Source organism: Rhodococcoides kyotonense, from assembly GCF_900188125.1.
In the GTDB taxonomy this organism is placed as follows: domain Bacteria; phylum Actinomycetota; class Actinomycetes; order Mycobacteriales; family Mycobacteriaceae; genus Rhodococcoides; species Rhodococcoides kyotonense.
The window spans coordinates 419,701-440,108 of the sequence record NZ_FZOW01000002.1 but is presented as its reverse complement, the minus strand read 5'-3'; the positions used below and the strand labels follow the sequence as shown (position 1 = coordinate 440,108).

The following is a 20,408-nucleotide window of genomic DNA, read 5'->3' as shown; positions in this document are numbered from 1 at the left end:
TCATCGTGACCGATGAGCTACCGGACAGACACCGCGCCGACGTTCGTGCGGCAGACGCCGATCGAGCACTCGTCGCGAAACTCCTGAGCGACGCTCTCGCCGACGGCCAGCTGACTCTCGCCGAATACGACACCCGTACCGCCGCCGCGTACAAGGCCAAGACGTACGGCGAATTGGATGTGCTGACCGGCGATCTCGCTCTCCAGCCGCTCGCGGAATCCGTCGGCGGCCCCGATCACGAGCGAGCCGTCGCGATCATGAGCGGCTTCACCCGCAAGGGCGAATGGACCGTTGCACGACGCGTCGACGCCATCGCCTTCTGGGGCGGCGGCGAGTTCGACTTCAGACAGGCCCGATTCTCGGCCCACGAAGTGACCCTGAATTGTGTCGCCATCATGGGCGGCATCGACATCACCGTGCCGTCGACCATCGGTGTCGAAGTCCGCGGCGCCGGAATCATGGGCGGATTCGATCACCTCAGCCAGACCGCCGCCCCCAACGCACCCCACCTGATCGTCACGGGGTTCGCGTTCTGGGGCGGCGTCGGCATCAAGGTGAAGGACTAGGCCTTCTTGCGTCGCTTCAGATAGTCGCTGACCACCGCGGCGCCGAGTCCGTCGAGATCGGGCGCGATGACGCGTCCGCCGACGCGCTCGGCCATCCTGTCGACGACGCGCGCCAGCCCCGGATCGTCACCGAGCCGGAAGATCGTCACCTGCGCACCGAGCTTGGCGATGGTGTCGAGTTCTCGCACCGTCAGCCCGAGTGTCCGCGGATGCGGCGGGTAGTCGAAGAACGCATGCCCGTCCGGTTCCAGATGGGCCGTCGGCTCGCCGTCGGTCACGATCAGCACGACGGGCTGTGCGTTCGGGTGCCTGCGCAGATGCCTGCCCGCGAGCAGCAGCGCATGATGCAGGTTGGTGCCCTGGTCGTAGGCGCCGTCGAGGCCCGCCAACTCCGATGCGGTCAACTTCTGCGCGTGCCGACCGAATCCGATCAACTGCAGATCGTCGCCCCGAAAGCGCGTGCTGACAAGATGATTCAGTGCGAGCGCGGTCCGCTTCATCGGAACCCAGCGACCGTCCATGACCATCGAGAACGACGTGTCCACCAGCAGTGCGACGGCTGCCTGCGTCCGCGTCTCGGTCTCACTGATCTCGACGTCGGTGACCTGCAGCTGAACAGGGAACGTCGAGCCCTCGGCGGCCGTCCTGAGCACCGCGTTGTTGACCGTACGTGTGACGTCCCACGGCTCGGTGTCACCGAACTCCCACGCACGTGACGCACCGGTGGGCTCCCCCATCGCGCCTGCCTTGCGCGTGTCTCGCTCGCCGCCGCGTCGGGAGATCTTGCCAGCGACGTCCCTGAGCGCCGACTGCCCGAGCTGACGCATCGCTTTCGGCGACAGACGCCATTGCCCGTCGGCGCCCTTGTCCATGAAACCCTGCTGCTGCAGGGCTTTTTCGAGGTCCGACAGCGTCTTCGCATCGGCAGCAGCCTCGGGGCCGAGCTGACGCAGCAACGCCTCGGCGTCGATGTCGTCGAGCGCGGCACCGTTGTACTGCTGCGACAGTTGATTTCCCAGATCTTCGAGCTCGGCGATGTCCTGTAGTGCGCCGGTGCCGTCGCCGAGCCCCATGCCGTTCTCTCCGCGGAAGTTCTGCGACCCGTCCCAGTCCTCTCCCGGCCTGGCCTGCTGCAGGTTCTGGTCGAGCTGGTCGAGCTGACTCAGCAGTTCCGAATCCCCGAAAGCCTGCTGCGCCAACGCATCCAACTCGGCGCGCTGCTCCGGGCTGAGTGAATTCCGCAGCCGTTGGGCGGCTGCGGCACGCTGAGCCAACGCGTCGAGCAGTTCGTCGATGTTCTTCGGGTTCTCGGGGAAGTGCTGACCGTGCTTGCGCATGAAGTCGTCGAACTGCTGGTCGGTGTCCTCACCCCGATTGTGCTTGTCCAGCAACTCGTTCAGGTCTTTCAGCATCTCGCTGATGGCCTGGCGATCCTCGTCGGTCGCACCCTCCAGCGCCTTCTTCATGCCCGCGAACCGCTGGTCCAGCATCTCGCGTCCGAGCAGATCCTTGATCTTCTCGTAGTTCTCTCGTGCTTCCGACGAGCGCCAGTCGTAGTCGGCGAGTTCCTGGACGGCCTGTGCAGTCGACGGCGACAGGTCACCGATCTGCATCTCCTGGAAGCGGGCGTCGTCGTCGAGTGCTCGGGCGAGCGTCTTGCGTTCTTCGAGCACCGCCTTGTCGAGCAGCTCCCGAACTTCCTGCAATGTCCCGTCGAGATTGTTCTTGCGCAACAGATCTCGTCGGCGGCGGTTGGCTTCGGACGCGAGGTCGTCGAGACCCCGCATGCTGTCGGTGCCGCGCCTGAGCATTTCCTGCATCGCTCGACGCGGCGATGCACCCTCGAGGACGTCGTTGCCGATCGCGTCGAGCGCTTCTCTGAGGTCGACCGGAGGGGCCAGCGGATCAGGTCCCCCGTGATATCGCCCGTATCTGCTGGCCGGCATCAGCTGTACACCGTCTGTCCGTCGTCGTCCGGGTCCTTCGCGATCCGACGCGCCAGGTACAGCCCTTCGAGCGCCAATTCCGTTGCAGCAGCACGCTCCCCGTCCGACGACGCGTCGAGGCGGGTCGCGATCTCGTCGAGCACCTCGAGGTCCGGCAGCTCACCGAGCAGTGCCTTCGCGGTGATCCGATCGCCGGTGACGACCGGTTCGCCTTCCTCGATCGCGGTGACCAGGGGCGCCAGATTGATTCCGCCGAGGCGATCGCGAACGGTGTCGGCGGTCGCGCGTCGTAGAAGGTGCTCGAGAACTTCCACCTCACGGCCTTCCTCGCCGGATTCGAACTCGACCTTGCCGCGCAGCACCTCGATGACCGTTCCGAGGTCGACCGGGCGGGCGACCGCATCTCCCTCACCGAGAACGGCAGCGCGGTGAACTGCAGCGGCGGCGACGGTCTCGGCTGCGGCGATGGCGAAACGAGCCGAGACGCCCGAGCGTTGATCGACCGACGGCGACTCACGCAGCAAGCGCGTGAACCGAGCCAGAACCTCGACGAGGTACGACGGAACCGTCGCAGGCAGCGTTGCCTCCTGCTCGATGACGGAGACCTCGTCGTCGAGCTCGTGCGGGTAGTGGGTGCGGATCTCCGCGCCGAAGCGATCCTTCAGCGGCGTGATGATGCGTCCGCGGTTGGTGTAGTCCTCGGGGTTGGCGCTGGCGACGAGAACGACGTCCAGCGGCAGACGCAACGTGTACCCACGGACCTGGATGTCGCGTTCTTCCATGACGTTGAGCAGCGACACCTGGATGCGTTCGGCCAGGTCGGGGAGCTCGTTGATCGCGACGATGCCCCGGTGGCTACGAGGAACCAGCCCGAAGTGGATGGTCTCGGGATCGCCGAGGCTGCGACCCTCCGCCACCTTGACGGGGTCGACGTCGCCGACCAGATCGGCCACCGACGTGTCCGGCGTCGCGAGCTTCTCGGAGTACCGCTCGCTGCGGTGACGCCACTCGATGGGGAGACTGTCGCCCAGTTCGTTTGCCTTCCGAATGCTGGCCGGAGTGATGGGTTCGTACGGATGCTCGCCGAGCTCGGAGCCCGCGATGACCGGGGCCCACTCGTCGAGAAGCAGGTTGAGTGTTCTGAGGAGTCGAGTCTTGCCCTGCCCACGTTCACCGAGCAGTACGACGTCGTGACCAGCGAGAATGGCTCGTTCGAACTGCGGCAGCACCGTCTTGTCGAAACCGAGGATCCCCGGCCACGCATCCTTGCCCTCACGGAGGGCGTCGAGCAGATTTTCCCGGAGTTCTTCCTTGACCGAACGCTGCACGTGTCCGGACGCGCGCAACTCGCCGACGGTGGTGATGCCAGGTTTGGTAGAGGTCACTTCACCACGCTACGAGTGTTCGCAAGTTTGTGCACCCCATCGCTTCCGCCGAGATCGAGGTTATGTCACGAATTTCGACGTTTTGGGGTCTTAACTTCGATCTCGGCGAGAGGGCTAGCACACACTCGCACGGATCTGCTCGGTCGGATGCAATTGGGGATAACTAATTTTCTTATCCACAGATTGCACTTCGACCGGTCAGGCCGAGTTCTTCTTTGTGATCGTATCCGCATGGACAATTCGCCATTCGTCGGATCCGATGCGGTGAAGGACGGAATCTTGACCCGGTCCGAACTACGTCGAGACCACACACGAATCTATCGGGATGTCTATCTGCCGCGGGAGTGCACGCTCGACGCCCTCACACGGGCTCGGGCGGCGTGGATGTTCTCGCGCGGGCACGCTGTCGTCGCAGGTCCGAGCGCCGCGGCAATTCACGGTTCTCGCTGGATCGATGCCGACCACACCGCCGAACTGATCTGGCACGAGCATCGTCAACCGTACAGCGCCATACGCATCCGAGCGGACATCCTGGCTGCCAACGAACTACAAGTGGTCGACGGTATTCGGGTCACCACGCCTGCACGTACCGCGTTCGACCTCGGCCGTCGGGGGAAGTTTGCTCGCGCACTCGAGATGGTCGACGCACTGTGCAACGCAACGGGATTGAGCCCGGCCGCTGTGTCCGTACTCGCGGAAAGCCACCGAGGAAGCCGCGGCATCGTCCAGTTACGGCAAGTTCTCGAGATTGCGGACGGCGGCGCCGAGTCACCGCAGGAATCGCGGTTGAGGCTGCTGGTACTCGACAGTGGTCTACCTAGGCCGACGACTCAAATCGAGGTTCGCGGCTCGGATGGTCGAGTATTCGCGCGGATCGACCTCGGTTGGGAGAGATGGAAGATTGCAATCGAGTACGACGGTGAGCACCATTGGTCGAACCCGGCACAACGTGCCTGGGATATCGAACGCACATATCGATTGGAGCAACTCGGATGGATTGTCATCCGCGTCAGCGCCCTCCAACTGCGGAGAGACCCCATGGGGGTCATGTCCCGCATTCGCGGGGCACTGCTAGCCGCTGGCGCGCGCATCTGACTAGCCGCCGAGATCGAAGTTACGTTCCGAAATTCCGAGAAATACGTGCATAACTTCGATCTCGGCGGGGGGGGGGCTAGTGCGCGAAGTGGCGCGAACCCGTGAGGTACAGAGTCACGCCTGCGTCCTGGGCCGCGGCGATGACCTCGTTGTCGCGGACGGATCCGCCGGGCTGCACGACGGCCTTGACGCCCGCGTTGAGCAGGACCTGAAGGCCGTCGGGGAACGGGAAGAACGCATCGGACGACGCGACCGATCCCTCGACCCGGTCACCCGCGCGCTGAACAGCGAGGTGCGCTGCGTCGACACGGTTGACCTGACCCATGCCGACGCCGACGGACGCGCCGTCCTTGGCGAGCAGAATCGCGTTCGACTTGACGGCTCGTCCTGCACGCCAAGCGAATTCGAGATCCTTCAGCGTCTCGGCGTCTGCGGGCTCACCGGCTGCGAGAGTCCAGTTGGCCGGGTTGTCGCCCTCGGCGTCGATCGCGTCGCGCTGCTGCAGCAACGTGCCACCGGAGATCGGCTTGAGCTCGATGCCCGTGGCGGACGGCGGCGTCGCCAGCAGAACGCGAACGTTCTTCTTGCGCTGCAGAACTCCGAGTGCGCCGTCGGCGTACGACGGTGCGACGACGACCTCGGTGAAGATCTCGGCGACCTGTTCGGCCATCTCGACGGTGATCTCACGGTTGGCCGCGATGACACCGCCGTATGCGCTGACCGGGTCGCACGCGTGCGCCTTGCGGTGCGCCTCGGCGATGTCCGCCCCGACGGCGATGCCACAGGGGTTGGCGTGCTTGATGATTGCGACGGTCGGAGCGTCGTGGTCGAACGCTGCACGCCATGCGGCGTCGGCGTCGGTAAAGTTGTTGTACGACATCTCTTTACCGTGCAGCTGCTCGGCCTGCGCGATGCCTGCACCGCCCGGAGCGATGTACAACGCTGCAGCCTGATGCGGGTTCTCGCCGTAACGCAGAACCGCCGACCTGTCCCAGGTTCCGCCGACCCACTCTGGGAACTGCGAATCGGCGTCGGACACGAGAACGCTGCTCATCCACGACGCAACGGCGACGTCGTATGCCGCAGTGTGCTGAAATGCCTGCGCTGCAAGCGAAGTGCGCTCGGCGAGGGTGAAGCCGCCACCGGCGACAGCACTCAGAACATCGGAGTAGCGCGAAGGATCCACGACGACAGCGACCGACGGATGGTTCTTCGCCGCGGCACGCACCATGGACGGCCCGCCGATGTCGATCTGCTCGACGCACTCGTCCGGCGTCGCGCCACTGGCAACGGTCTCGGTGAACGGGTACAGGTTGACGACGACGAGCTCGAACGCCTCGACGCCCAGCTCCTCGAGCTGCTGCAGGTGCTCGGGGCGTCGGGTGTCCGCCAGCACGCCGGCGTGCACGCGCGGGTGCAGCGTCTTGACGCGTCCGTCCAAGGTCTCCGGGAATCCGGTGAGATCCTCGACCTTGGTGACGGGGATGCCCGCGTCGGCGATCTTGGATGCCGTCGATCCCGTGGAGACGAGAGCGACGCCTGCCTCGTGCAAGCCGGTGGCGAGCTCGATCAGTCCAGTCTTGTCGTAGACACTGACCAATGCACGCCGCACTGCCTTACGTTCACTCATCGCCTTATCTGAGCCTTTCGTCCATCGGAGACAACACCTCGGGCAGCTACGGCTGCGATCACGTCGACCAACAGCCTGCGTTCCACAGTTTTGATTCGCTCGTGCAGCGACGCCTCGTCGTCGTCGCTCTGCACGGGTACAGCTTCCTGAGCCAGAATCGGCCCGGTATCGACGCCGGCGTCGACCAGGTGAACCGTCGACCCGGTCAGTTTGACGCCGTGCTCGAGCGCATCCCGGACCGCGTGCGCACCGGGGAACGACGGCAGCAACGCGGGGTGCGTGTTGACGATGCGGCCCGCGTACGCGCCCAGAAACGTCGGTCCGAGGATTTTCATGAAGCCGGCGGTGACGACGAGATCCGGCTCGTACTTCGCGACGGTGTCCGTCAGCGCGGCATCCCACTCCACCCGGTCCGAGTAATCGCGCAAGCCGACGCGGAAATGGTCGATGCCTGCAGTGTGCGCATGGCGGGCGGCGTCACAATCGCGATCGACACCGACCGCGACGATGCGAGCCGGGTAGTCGTCGTGCGCTGCACCGATGAGTGCCTGCAGCAGCGAGCCCGTCCCCGAAGCGAGGACGACGACTCGTGCCGGGTGCTCATGCGAGGCAGTCAGCGCAGTTCTCCTGAAATCGTCGGGGGACGCCCAGCTCGTCTGGTGTGCCGGGGTCAACCAGGAGAGTAGTCGCTACTGCTCCGACCCCCGGCAAGCAGGTCCACTCTCGAGTGGCCGCCGACACGTCCGCGTGCCGCGGCGTCGGGTGGAGAAAACTCCACCCCGAATCCGCCCTCTGGCTCCCTGTGTCCACGCCGTCGTCGCCCATAGCGTCGACTCATCGGCCCAGCCACGACTTCGAGGAGCATGCGATGGATCTTGCAGTACATGTGGACGGAGTGACCAAGTCCTACGGTTCCGGCGACAACGAGGTTGCCGCGCTGCGAGGTATCACCGTCGGATTTCCGCACAGAACCTTCACGGCCGTGATGGGTCCGTCCGGATCCGGCAAGAGCACGCTGATGCACTGCGCCGCAGGGTTGGACACACCGGACTCGGGCCATGTCACCGTCGGTGGACACGACCTCGCCGGTCTCGACGACGTGGCACTCACCGAACTCCGCCGAGACACCATCGGATTCGTGTTCCAATCCTTCAACCTTCTGCCGACGCTGACCGTCGCGCAGAATATCGAACTGCCCCTGCGGCTCGCGCGTCGCACGATCGACCGAACGCGAATGATGAAGGTAGTCAACGCAGTCGGACTCGATTCCCGCGTCGATCACTTGCCCGACGAGCTGTCGGGCGGTCAACAGCAACGCGTTGCCATCGCCCGCGCTCTCGCCACCGAGCCGTCCGTCGTGTTCGCCGACGAACCGACCGGCGCATTGGACACACGCACTGCTGCAGACGTCTTGGCACTCCTGCGCGAATCGGTCCACTCGAACGGACAGACCATCGTCATGGTCACCCACGACCCGGTCGCTGCCTCGTACGCCGATCGCGTCGTGTTTCTCGCCGACGGCCGGCTCGTGGGCGAGATGTACCGTCCGACGGCCCGTGCCGTCGCCGACAGGATGACGCACCTGGACACCGACGTGGCTGTCGCAGCAGGAGGGCTCCGATGATCCGGCTCGTACTCGCTTCGCTGAGATACCGCATCACCTCGTTCGTCGCGACGTTCCTCGCCTTGTTCCTCGGCGCCGCAATCGTCATGGCCTGCGGCGGGTTGATGGAAACCGGGGTTCGTGCCGCGGTTGCGTCGGACCGATTCGCGTACGCGCCCATCGTCGTCACCGGCGTACAGACTCACGCCGGAGTCGCCCTCACCGAACGGGTCCGCATGGACACGTCGATCGTCGACCAGGTTTCCGCGGTGCCCGGTGTTGCCGACGCGATTCCGTCCCGGTCTTTGCCTCCCGCCGTCCTCGTCGACCGGCGCATCGACTCCGTCGGTGTGCTCACCGAGCCCGGCGCCGACACCGCCGCCGTAGCATCCGCGATAAGCACGGCATTGGGAAGCAGCGCAACAGTTCTCACCGGTGAGAACCGAGGGCTCGCCGAGTTCCCCGACGCACTTGCGAGCCAGCGGACGTTGACCATCCTCGCCGGCATCTTCGGCAGCTGGGCCGTGATGATCGTGGTGTTCGGCGTCGCCTCGATGCTGAGCCTGTCGCTGGGACAACGCCAACGTGAGATGGCTTTGCTGCGAGCCATCGGCAGCACCCCGCGTCAGGTGCGCCGCATGATTCTCGGCGAGACAGTACTGCTGTGCATCGTCGCGACGGCACTCGCGGTGACCCCTGGCTTCTTCCTCGGCCGTTTCCTGTTCGGCCAACTCGCCGCCAGCGGAATCGTGTCCTCTGCCTTGATATTTCACCAGGGACTGATCCCGGTGATCGTCGGTATCGTCACCGCGATGGCTGCGGCGATCGCAGCGACGCTCGTCGCAGGACGCCGCGCCGCCAACACGAAGCCGCTCGCCGCTTTGTCCGAAGCCACCGAGCCGACGCGGTGGCTCACTCGTCCACGGCTCGTACTCGCCGTGCTGTTCCTGGCGTCGGGAATCTCGATGTCCGTCGTCACGGTCGCCGTCATGGACAACGGCCCCATCCTTGCGAGCACCGCAGGCCCGGCGTCGGTTCTCGTCGGCATCGGACTCGCCTTGCTCGCACCGGGATTCATGAAGGCCATCGTGGTGGTCGTCGGATGGCCCGTGCGCATCCTCGCGGGGCCCGCCGGATTTCTCGCGGTCCACAACGCTCGCATACGCAGCATCCGAATGGCCGGAGCCGTCGCACCGATCGTGTTGCTCATGGGTATCGCCGTCGGCACGCTCTACATGCAGAGCACCGAGAACGCAGTCAAGACGGAGGCCTTCGCCTCCACTCTCCTCGCCGATCTCGTCGTCACGAGCGGTGGGTTCGCACCAGGCGTCGTCGACGAGATCGCGACGCTCCCCGGAGTTGCCGGGGCGTCGGAATTGGTGACGTCCGACGGCTTCGTCGACGGCCCAGGCGGTGGCTCGGACTTCGGGTTCCGTGGTGTGACGGCTGCGGGCGCGAAGGACACGATCCGATTCGACTCGACAGCCGGTTCCGTCGAGAACCTCACGGGTGACAGCGTCGCGATCTCGGAGAGCCAGTCGGAAGACTTCGGAGTCCAGGTCGGCGACACCCTCGGTCTCCACCTGGGCGACGGTTCGCCGCTGAGCACCACCGTCGTCGCGATTCACGCCGACGATCCGAACGACCCGAGCCTTCTGCTGCCCGCCGACGTGCTCGCAGCGCACACGACACCAGGACTGGCTCAGCAGATTCTCGTCCGCGCAGAACCAGGGGTCGACCAGCAGACTCTGCGTGCGGACATCTCCGCGCTGGCGCCCGGGGCAACTGTGTCCGACCGGGCATCGCTGATCGGCGACAACACCCGCGTCCAGCAGATCCTGGTCTCGGCCAACTACACCATCGTGGGGATGATCATCGGCTACGCGGCGATCACGGTAGTCGGCACCCTCGTCGCCGCGACTCGAAAACGGTCCCGGGAGTTCGGACTTCAGCGACTGACCGGATCCACTCGTCGCCAGGTACTCGAAATGCTCACTGTCGAAAGCGGATTCGTCGTCACTACCGCGGTGGTTCTCGGGACGGTGGCGGCATCCGCGACCACGATTCCATACAGCCTGGTCAAGAGCGGGTCCGTGGTGCCGTCCGGATCGCCGATGATCTACATCGGTGTCGTGGCGCTGGCGGCCGTCCTGACGATCGTCGCGACTGCAGTGCCTGCATGGCGAGGTATGGCACGACCCGCGGTCGAGTCCGTCAGGCGCCCCGAATGACGCCCACTCTGGCACGATGACCGGAATGGGCCACCGAATTCGGCGCGCCGGACGCGCGATGCTGGTGGGTGTCGCGCTCGCCGTGCTCTCCCAGATCGGTCTGTTCGCAGCCCTGTTGGCCGCCGTCGTTCTGATTCTCTGCCTGGCCGGTGTCGGCCTCGTCCTGCTCCCCGAGTCGATGATCGTGGTGCGGTGGGTGTGTGCGATCGGGCGCCGGCTGGCGACGCACTCGGGTGTTCCCGTCGACGATCCGTATCGCCCACCGCCGGACACCTCTCGTGGTCGGGTGCGCTGGATTCTGACGGACCCTGCCACATGGCGCGACCTCGCGTGGTTGGTGCTCGGCGTTCCGGTCGGTCTGCTCATGTTCCTTCCCGCCGCCCTGCTCTATTACGTCGGTGAGGGAATCGTTCTTGCCGCTGGTCTGTGGCAACCGATTCACGACGCAGGATACGGTCGCTGGTACGGGCCGATCCACATCGAAAGCCATCTCGATGCCGGGCTTGCTGCAATGACTGCCGTGCTGTTCTTCGTCGTGTGGACGTACTTCGCCCCAGCCATGGTTCGTGCGCACGCTCTGTTCACGCGTTCGTTGCTCGGTCCCACCAAGGCCGCAGCTCTCGCCGCTCGAGCGCGTCACCTGTCCAGAACCAGAGACGACGTCATCGATTCCGGCGCTGCCGAATTGCGACGTATCGAACGCGACCTGCACGACGGCGCCCAGGCACGGCTCGTCGCCATCGGGATGACACTAGGGGCTGCGGAGCGAACCCTCCACGACGACCCCGACGTCGCACGCGAGCTGCTGGCCGCCGCGCGCTCGTCGTCCGCTGCTGCACTGACCGAACTCCGTGATCTGGTGCGCGGGATCCATCCGCCGGTGCTGGCAGAACGCGGATTGGTGGACGCCGTCCGCGCCCTCGCACTATCCAGTCCGTTGCCGATCGCCACCGTCGCGACCATCGAGGGCAGGCTCCCTCGGCCACTCGAATCCGCCGTGTATTTCGCCGTGTCGGAGCTCGTCGCGAACACTCTGAAACACGGCGACGCCACCGATGCGACCATCACGATGACACTCGCGTTCGACACACTGCGCGTCCGCCTGCAGGACAACGGTTGCGGCGGAGCATCATTCGACACCGGATCCGGACTCGCAGGCATCAGACGGCGCCTGTCGGCATTCGATGGCACCATGACACTCGACAGCCCGCCGGGTGGACCGACGATCATCGAACTGGAGGTGCCGTGCGCATCGTCGTCGCCGAAGACCACCTCCTCCTGAGGCAAGGTCTGGTCGCGCTGCTGCAGTCCTACGATTGCGATGTCGTCGCTGCAGTCGACACCAGCGAGAACCTGGCCGAGACGATTCTCGAGACTCGACCCGATCTCGCGATCCTCGACGTCCGGTTGCCACCGACATTTTCCACCGAAGGTCTACAGGCAGGGTTGACTGTTCGCCGTTCTGTGCCTGCGTTTCCGATCCTCGTGCTGTCGCAGCACGTGGAGCAGCTCTACGCGAGAGAGCTTTTGTCCGACGGCAACGGTGGCGTCGGCTATCTCTTGAAAGACAGTGTGCTGGAACCGGATCAGTTCATCGACGCGGTTCGACGCGTCGCTGCGGGCGGTACTGCGATGGACCCGGCCGTGATCGCCCAGTTGATGGCGCGACGCTCGCGCGACCGCCCCATCGACATGCTGACCTCACGCGAACGCGAGGTGCTGGGATTGATGGCAGAGGGGTGCTCGAACACCGCGATCGCCGGCCGTCTCGTCGTCAGCGAGGGCGCCGTCACCAAACATATCGGCAACATCTTCGGCAAGCTGACGTTGGAAGCCGACAGTGTCACGAATCGTCGTGTGTTGGCCGTGCTGGCCTACCTCGACGCCGGCTGACGCAGTTCTCTCGTCACGACTTGTTGCCGTCGTCCTCTGTTTTTTCGATGTCTTCGGTGGTTTCTGCGTCCACGACCTCGGCCTCTTCGTGCGCTGGATCTTCGGGTGCCTGCTCGGGCGGATCCACGACGTCCGGTTCGTCCACGACCTCGGCTTCGACGACTTCCTCGGTCTCTGTGTCGTGGGACGGCAGCGCGTCGGGCTCCGGGACCACCTCGGCGTCGACCGCTCTTTCCTCGTGCACGACGGGGGCGGCGAGGGCGGCCACGGGCTCGTCGGGAGGTGTCTGCTCGTGGGTCGGCGTACCGTCGTCGAGCTGCTTGGAACCGCCTCGCCAGGCGGTGATCGCTGCCGAGACCGAGCCGACAACGGCGAGCCACGCGAACGTGAGCAGTCCGAGGGACCAGACGGTGACCTGGACCGTTCCGAACGTCCCCAGGTCGCCGCCCGCTGCGTAGCCCAACAGAAGCGTCACGATGCCGACGACGGCCGAGCCGAGCCACACCGACGACAGTGCGTAGTGGACGTCGACCGTGCGGTGCGCACAATCGCGCCCGAGCAGTGCGCCGGCAGTCAACGGAACCACCAGCATCAGGAACCAGACGGTCTGCGCGCTGCCTTCCGGAAGCACGGCCAGTACCGGCAACGGCGGAACCGGTCCCCCGGTGGTGCTGAAGATGCTGACCGCGACGTCACCGACATGCGCCTCGGATCCGACCGCAACGGCAAGCGATCCGAGCACGACGTTCGGAAGATACAGAATCGACAGAATCGTGAGACCGAGCGCGCCGACGACACCGTTGCCCGCGGTGAGCAGCATGTCCGTCGTCGACCAGGATGCGAGCAGCGACGCGAGAACGATCCCGGCGGCACCCGCCACCAACACCATGGACGCCCGGATCGTCGGACGTACCGTGTCGCGTACCCAGTCGGGAAGAGCCTGCACGACGTCGGACTTCCACGTTCCCATCGCGACGCCGACGCCTGCGGCAATCGCGTGCACCGCGGCGACCCAGACGAACGCGACTAGAGCGTTGGGACTCGAAAGGCCGATGGTTCCCGACGCGTCGGCCGCCACCGCGAGGGCGACTGCTGTCACCGACACGGGCCCGAGAACAGCAGCACCGACGATCATCGACACAGTCCGACGGGACGACGTCTCGTCCACGGCAGCAGCTACTCCACGCGCGACGGTCAGCATGAAGACGAGGGTCGGCAGGAGAGGCAGGACGCCGAGCGCAGTGCCCGAAATGCTCATCGGGACTTGATGAACCGCGAACCACAGGCCGGCGATGGCACCGAACGTGCCGGTCAACTCGCTGTTGACCGACACAAGGGTGACGAGGACCAGGGCGGCGAGCGCCGCGATCAGCACACCTGACTTCCTGAAACCGATACGCGCCAGCACGCGCGACTGGTCCGGCGTCAGGATTGGGGTGCGCCCGGTCGCGCGGGGCGTACGCGTCGTTCGCCGCTTCTCGTGGTTCAGTAGAGCGCTCATCGGCTACGAGCGTTGCACTAACCCGTGAGCCGATCGGTCAGGCGCGCCGGTTACTTCTGTTCGTCCTTGTCCGGAGTCGTCCCGAAGGCCTGAGTCGGCGCACTGTACGGGGGCTGATCGGAGCCCGACTCGTCGTCGCGATCCGACTCGGGAGGAACCGCATGCTGGGCAGCACCCTGCCCGGATGCTCCCACCGGAGGCTGGCCGTACTGGTACTGGCTGTACGGGGAATTCTGCGAAGCCGGACCGGTCAGACCGCTCGAACCCGGCTGCGACGACTCACCCACGGGGTACCCGAGGCTGCCGGTGGTGTTCTGGGTGCCGGACGGACCGGAATACGTGGGAGGGGCGTAACCACCCTGGCTCGGCGAACCGTAGGACTGCTGGGGCTGGCCGTAGCCGTAGCCCTGCCCCTGTGGATTCTGGCCCTGCGGGTTCTGTGCCTGGGGGTTCTGTGCCTGGGGGTTCTGCTGACCGTATCCCTGGAACGGATTCTGCTGGCCGTACGAAACAGGCTTCGGTGCAGGCGCTTTCAAAATCTCGGAGGCGAACAACGTTGCTGCGACGGCCGCAGCGGTCTGCAGGAATCCGAACACCAGCACGGTGAGGGCGCCTGCTCCGAGACCGATCGAACTTCCGATGCCGCCGTTGTTACCGATGTTGAACGCCTGGAACACGAGAACGATCCACCCGGAGAACGCCAGCGCCGCCGAGATACCGAGGGTGTTCGGCTGCTTCGGCAACAATCCGACAGCAGCGACGAGGCCCGACGCGAACAACAGCGCAATGGACGTCGGATCACCGTTGCCGGGCAGGAAGAAGTTGTTGGCGATGTCGAACGCCGAGTACTGGCCAGCAAGACCGGCGAACAAGTTGACGATGCCGAAGGCCACGACCACGAGCGTCAAGATCCGCGGAAGCGGCGACGGCTTGGCGGACGCCAGCACCGGGTTGTACGAACCGGATTGCGGCGTGTGGCTGGGCTGATTCTGCTGGCCAGGCTGGCTCGGCTGACCGGGCTGCCCGGGTTGTGAGTACGGGTTCTGCGAGTACGGGCTGTGCCCCTGCCCGTAGGAAGGCTGCGAGTAGGGCTGACCGTACTGGGACTCGGGGTTGTGCTGCTGAGGCGACGAGCCTGGGGACGATCCGTATCCGCCGTATCCACCCGATCCGTATCCGGGTGAACCGGCGCCACCAGAGCCTGGGCCCTCGGGTGAATAAGTCATGACACACTCCTCGAAACGAAAAAATCGGGTCCGTAGACCAAACTAGTCTACGGACCCGACAGGGTGGACGGCCGCAGAAATCAGCCTGCATCCACCAACGACGGCGTCGACGCTTCCAACTCTCGTACGAGCGGGAGAACGTTCGCGCCGAAGTACTCGATCTCCTCCTGGAAGTGCAGGAAGCCGCCGAGAATCAGGTCGACGCCGCGTTTGCGGTACTCCACAATGCGTTCCGCGATCTGCTCGGGTGTGCCGATCAGTTGACTTCGGAATCCGTCGTTGTACTGGACGAGGTCGTCGAACGACGAGTCGGACCACATCCCCTTCCCGTCCTTCGTCGACGAACCTGCTTGCTGCACAGCGCTTCTGAATCCTTCGACGGCAGGCTTGTTCGCCTTGTCCACGATCTCGCGGAGCGTGTCCTTCGCTTCTTTCTCCGTGTCACGGGCGATGATGAATCCGTTGAGGCCGAACTTGACTTCGCGGTCGTTTTCACGAGCGATCCGCCTGATGTTGTCGAGCTGCTCGGTGACGCCGTCGAAATCCTTTCCATTGCTGAAGTACCAGTCCGAGTATCTCCCCGCATTCTCCTGCGCCGCCGACGAGTTACCGCCCTGGAACAGTTCGGGATTGGGGCGGCCCGGTGAATTCAGCGGCTTCGGCTTCAACGTGAAATCGTGGATACGGTAGAAGTCACCACGGAAGTCGACGTCGTCCTCGGTCCATATCTTCCGTAGTACCTGCAGGAATTCGGCGCTACGCCGGTATCGCTCGTCGTGCTCGAGCCATGGTTCGCCGAGATGCGTGAATTCGTCCTTGAACCAACCACTGACGACGTTGACGGCGAACCTCCCGTTCGACAGGTGATCGGCCGTCGCACCGAGTTTGGCGAGGACGCCGGGCTGCCACAATCCCGGATGAACGGCGGCAATCACCTTGAGTCGCTCGGTTGCGAGCAGAAGGGCGAGACTGAAACTCGTCGACTCGTGTTGGTACTCCGCGCCGTAACTCGCTTCGTAACGCACCTGACTGAGCGCGTACTCGAACCCGTTGTTCTCGGCCGTTTGCGCGAGCTTCTTGTTGTACTCGTAGTCCCAACTGGTGCGCTGCTCGATGTCACTCGTCACCAAACCGCCACTGACGTTGGGCACCCAGTATGCGAATTTGATTGCGTCTGAGATTTTTTCGGTACTCATGTCTCTCCTAGATGTGGCTGCGCCACCCGTGCGTGCATAGTTGGTGCCGGCACCAACTACGCACGCACGGGTGCGTCAGCGCAATTACGAATACCAGGTCGGCTCGGGCAACTCGCCGGTCAGGACCCAGCGACCCACCTCGCGCCGCTTGTAGGCGACGGGATCGTGCAACGTGTGCGTACGAACGTTGCGCCAGAAGCGATCGAAGCCGAACTTGCTCGCCGTCGCCCGCGCCCCGAGAGCTTCGAACACCGTCGACGTGATCTCGAGCGCCACTTCCGACGCACGCGCCTTCACAGCGGCGACGCGGACCTCGTGGTCACCTCGCTGCTCCGGCGTCACATTCCAGGCGTCCTCGTGGATCTCGTTCGCTTCCAACGCAACTGCGTCCGCAAGCGCTTCGACGGCCCAGAGCTTGGATGTCAGGTCACCGTAGATGTCGATGATGTACGGCTCGTCGACGGCCTTGTCCACAGTGCTGTGCAACCATGCCCGCGTCTTGTCCTTGGTGTACGCGGCGGCCTCTTCGAGCGCACCCCTCGCGATACCGAGGTAGAAGTTGACGAACACCAATTGGATGGTCGGCACGTTGAGTGTGTTGTAGACCCGCGGCTGAAACTGCTTGTCCACGAAGCCCGCTGCGCTCGACCAGTCGACGCGAACCTTGTCGATCGTGACACTGCCACTTTCCGTTCGACGCTGGCCGATATTGTCCCAGTCGTCGTGGAACGTCAGGCCCTCGATGTTCGACGGGACGATCGCGAACACGTGCGCGTCACTCCCACTCAGTGCCCCTTCGAGCACGGTGACGTCGGAAACCCGGCTGCCTGTCGAGAAGGTCTTGGCACCCTCGAAGACGATCGTGTCACCCTCGTCGGTGACGACGACGTCACTGTCCCGCGGATTGACCGCACCGCCGAAGAACCACTTGTTCGACGTGGCGTCGGCTTCCACGGCCTCGATCTGCTCGGGGGTCCCGACGAGACGCGCAGCCCAGAACCACAGCAGGTGGTAGCCGAGCAGCTGGCCGATCGACCCATCGGCAGCGGCGACGCGGCGGATCACCTGGTACGCCGTCGGCCAGTCCTGTCCGCCACCGCCGTGTTCGACGGGTCCCAACAGTGTCACGAGGCCCGAATCCTTCAGAAGCTGAACCTCGTCGACCGGCGGGGCATCGCCCTTGTCACGAGCGACGGCATCGACCGCGAGCAGCTGCGCCACCTCCCCCGCCCGCGATATCCAGCCGTCGGGGGACGTCGGTGTGTCCGGCCAATCCTTGGTCAACGCTCGATTCTCGGTTGTTGTCATGCGAGCCAGTGAAACTGTTACGCGGAGTAATGAACACAGTTGCGTTCAGCGTGATTTTGAGACGATTCTTCAGGGACCGTGAAGTTGGGCTTCACGGTCCACGGTTCCCCGACCGCTTGAATGTCACATTCATACGGTCAGATAGCTACCCGGGTCCATTCAAGCGCCCGGGTTGCCGACCAACGCCGCCACCCGCTCGGCCAGGTCGCGGACGGGTGTTCCGGTCACCCACCGGGTTGTCGACTACGAACAAGAGCCGAATACAGACCGTTCACCTGCGAATACGGGCATCAGCAGACCTACCGCGTGCGTGTTTTCGAGCTCCAAACCATTTTTGTGACTTATCTCGAGAAACTTCGTTTTGCACCGTAACGTTGCACAACATGCGCCGATTTAAGTGACGCAAACCACATACCGGTGGGTCTCCCGCCTTTCACCAAGGACGTCCAATGCGCACATCCCTCCTCGCAACATTCGCAGTTGCCGGCGCACTCGCTGCAGCAGTCGTTGCACCGGCAGTGTCCAACGCGGCCGACACTGTCGTGACCTTCACCGTTGCCGGCGGCGCCCTCAACATCACCGCGCCCGCAAACCAGACCCTCACCGTGACCGGGAACCAGGCGACAGGCGGCATCACACCCGTCGTCGTCTCGGACCAGCGCCGAGGAATCAACGGCTGGACGGCATCCGCTGTCAGCACGGCATTCACCAAGCCCGCGCCCGATCCGGCCTCGATTCCGGCAACCGCAGTGACCTACCAAGGTTCGCTCCCAGCAGTCACGGGCGTCGCGATCGTCACGCCGTCGTTGTTGCCGGTCGTGCTCGACACCACCAAGAGTGTTCAGGTCGCCACCGCAGTCGTCGGCGCGAACACCGCAACTTGGACGGGCAACGTCACCGTCACGCTTCCGAACGACGTCGTCGCAGGTGTGTACACCGGAACCATCACGCATTCGGTGGCTTGATCCGCACATGTCACTCGATCGGGGATTGGCGGCCGGAGTCCTGGCTCTGCTGACGTTCGCTTCGGCGATCGTCGGCCAGGCTCCGGCAGCCGCACAAGAACCAACTGCCCCAGTGCCCGTCGGAAGCGTCGGGATCCGGCTTCTGGAAGCTCCTGTGTCGCTGCAGGACGACCCACGGGCACTGGCGTACATCATCGACAACCTGCCACCAGGAACGACGATCACCCGTCGTATCGAGGTCAGCAACAGCAGCGATCAGGAGCAGGCGATCTCCCTGTACCCTGCTGCCGCCTCGATCGCCGACGGGGGTGACGGCTTCGAAGTGGCCGAGGACCGCACCGCCAACGAACTGACCACCTGGATGACAGTGGAGCCGACCGACGTCAGCCTCGCGCCGAATGCCGCCGCCGAGGCCGTCGTGACGATCGCCGTGCCCGCCGACGCACCGGAAGGTGAGCAGTACGCCGTCGTGTGGGCCCAAACAGCAGGCGCGCCGAATGCCACGGGTATTCAGAACGTCAGCCGCGTCGGGATCAGGACCTACCTGTCGGTCGGACCGGGAAACGGACCCCCGGCCGACCTAGAGATCGACGGAGTCACTGCCGCACGCAACGCCGATGGTGCACCGACCGTCGTTGCGTCCATCTCGAATACCGGCGGTAGAGCGCTCGACCCCAGCGGCACGATCACCCTGTCCGATGGGCCTGGCGGAATCTCGACGGCCCCCACGCAAGGATCCGGCGGATCCATTGCTCCCGGGCAATCGGGCGAGATCACCTTCGCACTGGACTCGGCACTACCCGCGGGCCCGTGGCAGGCGGCCGTGTCGGTCGCCAGCGGTCTGGTGAACAAGTCGACGACCGTGGATCTGACGTTCCCCGAACAAGGTTCGGCCGCTGCGACCTCCTCCGACGGCATCCCGTCCTGGCTGTGGATCGTGGTTGCAGTGGTCGTCGTCGCACTCGTAGCCGGGGCTGTGCTGGCAGTTCGGCGACGAAAGGCAAACTGACGTGAAGTCTTTCGCCACCGCCGTGGTCCTGACGGTCATGCTCACCACGGCACTGTCCCCTCTCGCCGCCGCCCAGCCGGCGGCGGGAGTGGGCTGTGTCGACGTGGTCACGACGACCACACCGGTTCCGACGCCCGTCATCGAGACGACGGACCCACCGATACCGTGCGAGCCTGTCGCCACCGAAAGCCCCTCTACAGCAGCAGTTCCGACGACCGCGGTGCCGACAACCGCCGTACCGTCGACAACACCGCCGACCACAGCAGCACCGACGACCGCAGTGCCGACGACAGCGGTTCCCGCCGCCACGACGACCTCTCAGGTCCCGACAGTCCCAGTTTCGACACTGCCGGCTCCGACGACCCCTGTTCCGACCGTGCCAAGTCCGACGCCTGCAGTTCGAGCCGCGGCTCCTGTTGCGGCAGCAGCGGATCTGCTGGATATCGTCGTCCCATCGGCGATGACGGGTCCGGCGACGATCACTCCCGGCACGACGTGGACCGGGACGATGAGCATGAACGTCCTGGGCGTAGGCACAGGAGGCTGGAAGTCGAACGTCAGCTTGTCCGCCATCCGCGGCAACACGACCGGACGAGTCATCACACCGACCTCGGCGACCTATTCCGCGCCGAGTTCCGTCTGCACTCTCGGTGTCGCCGGGACCTCCCCTGCCGCCAGCGTCGCGTTGACGAGCACACCAGTCTTGGCGAAAAGTGGTGGTGCGCTGTGCCTCACGAGCTGGACCTCGACGGTGTCCATCGGCATTCCGTCCACCAACGTCATCGCCGACACCTACCGTGCGACCCTGACGCACTCGGTCTACTGACCTCCGACCGCTTGAATGTCACATTCAT

At 64.8% G+C, this 20,408-nt stretch carries 17 protein-coding genes; 9 read left to right on the top strand and 8 right to left on the bottom strand.

Features of this window, described 5'->3' with window-relative positions:
* Positions 1–5 precede the first annotated feature (5 nt).
* Positions 6–566 (top strand): DUF1707 SHOCT-like domain-containing protein, encoded by a 561-nt coding sequence (locus tag CHB96_RS04885; protein ID WP_089243588.1) that lies wholly within the window; start codon positions 6–8, stop codon positions 564–566.
* On the opposite strand, the gene CHB96_RS04880 is transcribed toward CHB96_RS04885, so the two are convergent.
* Together CHB96_RS04880 and CHB96_RS04875 are read right to left on the bottom strand one after the other, a co-directional pair.
* Positions 563–2,512, bottom strand: coding sequence for a vWA domain-containing protein (locus CHB96_RS04880; RefSeq protein WP_089243586.1), 1,950 nt, complete (start codon positions 2,510–2,512; stop codon positions 563–565). The genes CHB96_RS04885 and CHB96_RS04880 overlap by 4 nt on opposite strands.
* Positions 2,512–3,897: a sigma 54-interacting transcriptional regulator gene (locus CHB96_RS04875; RefSeq protein ID WP_089243584.1), complete on the bottom strand. Its 1,386-nt coding sequence runs from the start codon at positions 3,895–3,897 to the stop codon at positions 2,512–2,514. The genes CHB96_RS04880 and CHB96_RS04875 overlap by 1 nt, the downstream gene beginning before the upstream one ends.
* A 231-nt stretch (positions 3,898–4,128) precedes the next feature.
* Between CHB96_RS04875 and CHB96_RS04870 the strand changes: the two genes are divergently transcribed.
* A complete protein-coding gene (locus CHB96_RS04870) occupies positions 4,129–4,992 on the top strand; it encodes a PDDEXK-like endonuclease domain-containing protein (RefSeq protein ID WP_176444133.1) in 864 nt (287 codons plus the stop codon).
* 76 nt (positions 4,993–5,068) lie between these two features.
* On the opposite strand, the gene purH is transcribed toward CHB96_RS04870, so the two are convergent.
* Positions 5,069–6,622 carry a bifunctional phosphoribosylaminoimidazolecarboxamide formyltransferase/IMP cyclohydrolase gene (gene purH / locus CHB96_RS04865; RefSeq protein ID WP_089243582.1) on the bottom strand — a complete coding sequence of 518 codons (1,554 nt, stop codon included), beginning with the start codon at positions 6,620–6,622 and terminating at the stop codon, positions 5,069–5,071.
* Positions 6,619–7,296, bottom strand: a complete 678-nt coding sequence (purN, locus tag CHB96_RS04860; RefSeq protein ID WP_089243580.1) for a phosphoribosylglycinamide formyltransferase — start codon at positions 7,294–7,296, stop codon at positions 6,619–6,621. Before purN ends, purH begins: the two co-directional genes overlap by 4 nt.
* A 194-nt stretch (positions 7,297–7,490) precedes the next feature.
* Here purN and CHB96_RS04855 point away from each other — a divergent pair, with 194 nt between their 5' ends.
* Genes CHB96_RS04855 through CHB96_RS04840 form a run of 4 tightly spaced genes read left to right on the top strand, consistent with a single transcriptional unit; the run spans position 7,491 to position 12,349 of the window.
* Positions 7,491–8,246 (top strand): ABC transporter ATP-binding protein, encoded by a 756-nt coding sequence (locus tag CHB96_RS04855; RefSeq protein ID WP_089243578.1) that lies wholly within the window; start codon positions 7,491–7,493, stop codon positions 8,244–8,246.
* Positions 8,243–10,456: an FtsX-like permease family protein gene (locus tag CHB96_RS04850; protein WP_089243576.1), complete on the top strand. Its 2,214-nt coding sequence runs from the start codon at positions 8,243–8,245 to the stop codon at positions 10,454–10,456. The genes CHB96_RS04855 and CHB96_RS04850 overlap by 4 nt, the downstream gene beginning before the upstream one ends.
* Before the next feature lie 16 nt (positions 10,457–10,472).
* Positions 10,473–11,738, top strand: coding sequence for a sensor histidine kinase (locus tag CHB96_RS04845; RefSeq protein ID WP_217899921.1), 1,266 nt, complete (start codon positions 10,473–10,475; stop codon positions 11,736–11,738).
* A complete protein-coding gene (locus CHB96_RS04840; RefSeq protein ID WP_089243574.1) occupies positions 11,702–12,349 on the top strand; it encodes a response regulator in 648 nt (215 codons plus the stop codon). Before CHB96_RS04845 ends, CHB96_RS04840 begins: the two co-directional genes overlap by 37 nt.
* A 13-nt stretch (positions 12,350–12,362) precedes the next feature.
* Here CHB96_RS04840 and CHB96_RS04835 read toward each other — a convergent pair whose 3' ends face one another.
* The 4 genes from CHB96_RS04835 to CHB96_RS04820 form a co-directional block, all read right to left on the bottom strand.
* A complete protein-coding gene (locus CHB96_RS04835) occupies positions 12,363–13,850 on the bottom strand; it encodes a cell division protein PerM (protein WP_245865237.1) in 1,488 nt (495 codons plus the stop codon).
* 50 nt (positions 13,851–13,900) lie between these two features.
* Positions 13,901–15,076 carry a DUF5336 domain-containing protein gene (locus CHB96_RS04830; RefSeq protein WP_141136435.1) on the bottom strand — a complete coding sequence of 392 codons (1,176 nt, stop codon included), beginning with the start codon at positions 15,074–15,076 and terminating at the stop codon, positions 13,901–13,903.
* 80 nt (positions 15,077–15,156) lie between these two features.
* Entirely contained in the window at positions 15,157–16,272 is a 1,116-nt protein-coding gene (gene sfnG, locus CHB96_RS04825; RefSeq protein ID WP_089243571.1) for a dimethylsulfone monooxygenase SfnG, read from the bottom strand.
* A gap of 84 nt (positions 16,273–16,356) precedes the next feature.
* A complete protein-coding gene (locus CHB96_RS04820; RefSeq protein ID WP_176444132.1) occupies positions 16,357–17,580 on the bottom strand; it encodes an acyl-CoA dehydrogenase family protein in 1,224 nt (407 codons plus the stop codon).
* A gap of 449 nt (positions 17,581–18,029) precedes the next feature.
* On the opposite strand from CHB96_RS04820, the gene CHB96_RS04815 reads away from it, so the two are divergent.
* From CHB96_RS04815 to CHB96_RS04805, 3 genes are read left to right on the top strand one after another with little or no spacing between them, the layout of a single operon-like run.
* Entirely contained in the window at positions 18,030–18,545 is a 516-nt protein-coding gene (locus tag CHB96_RS04815; protein WP_089243568.1) for a hypothetical protein, read from the top strand.
* Positions 18,546–18,552: 7 nt separating this feature from the next.
* Positions 18,553–19,554: a hypothetical protein gene (locus tag CHB96_RS04810; protein WP_089243566.1), complete on the top strand. Its 1,002-nt coding sequence runs from the start codon at positions 18,553–18,555 to the stop codon at positions 19,552–19,554.
* A 1-nt stretch (position 19,555) separates the two neighbouring features.
* On the top strand, positions 19,556–20,380 hold the full coding sequence (locus tag CHB96_RS04805) for a hypothetical protein (protein ID WP_089243564.1): 825 nt from the start codon (positions 19,556–19,558) through the stop codon (positions 20,378–20,380).
* Positions 20,381–20,408: the final 28 nt, after the last annotated feature.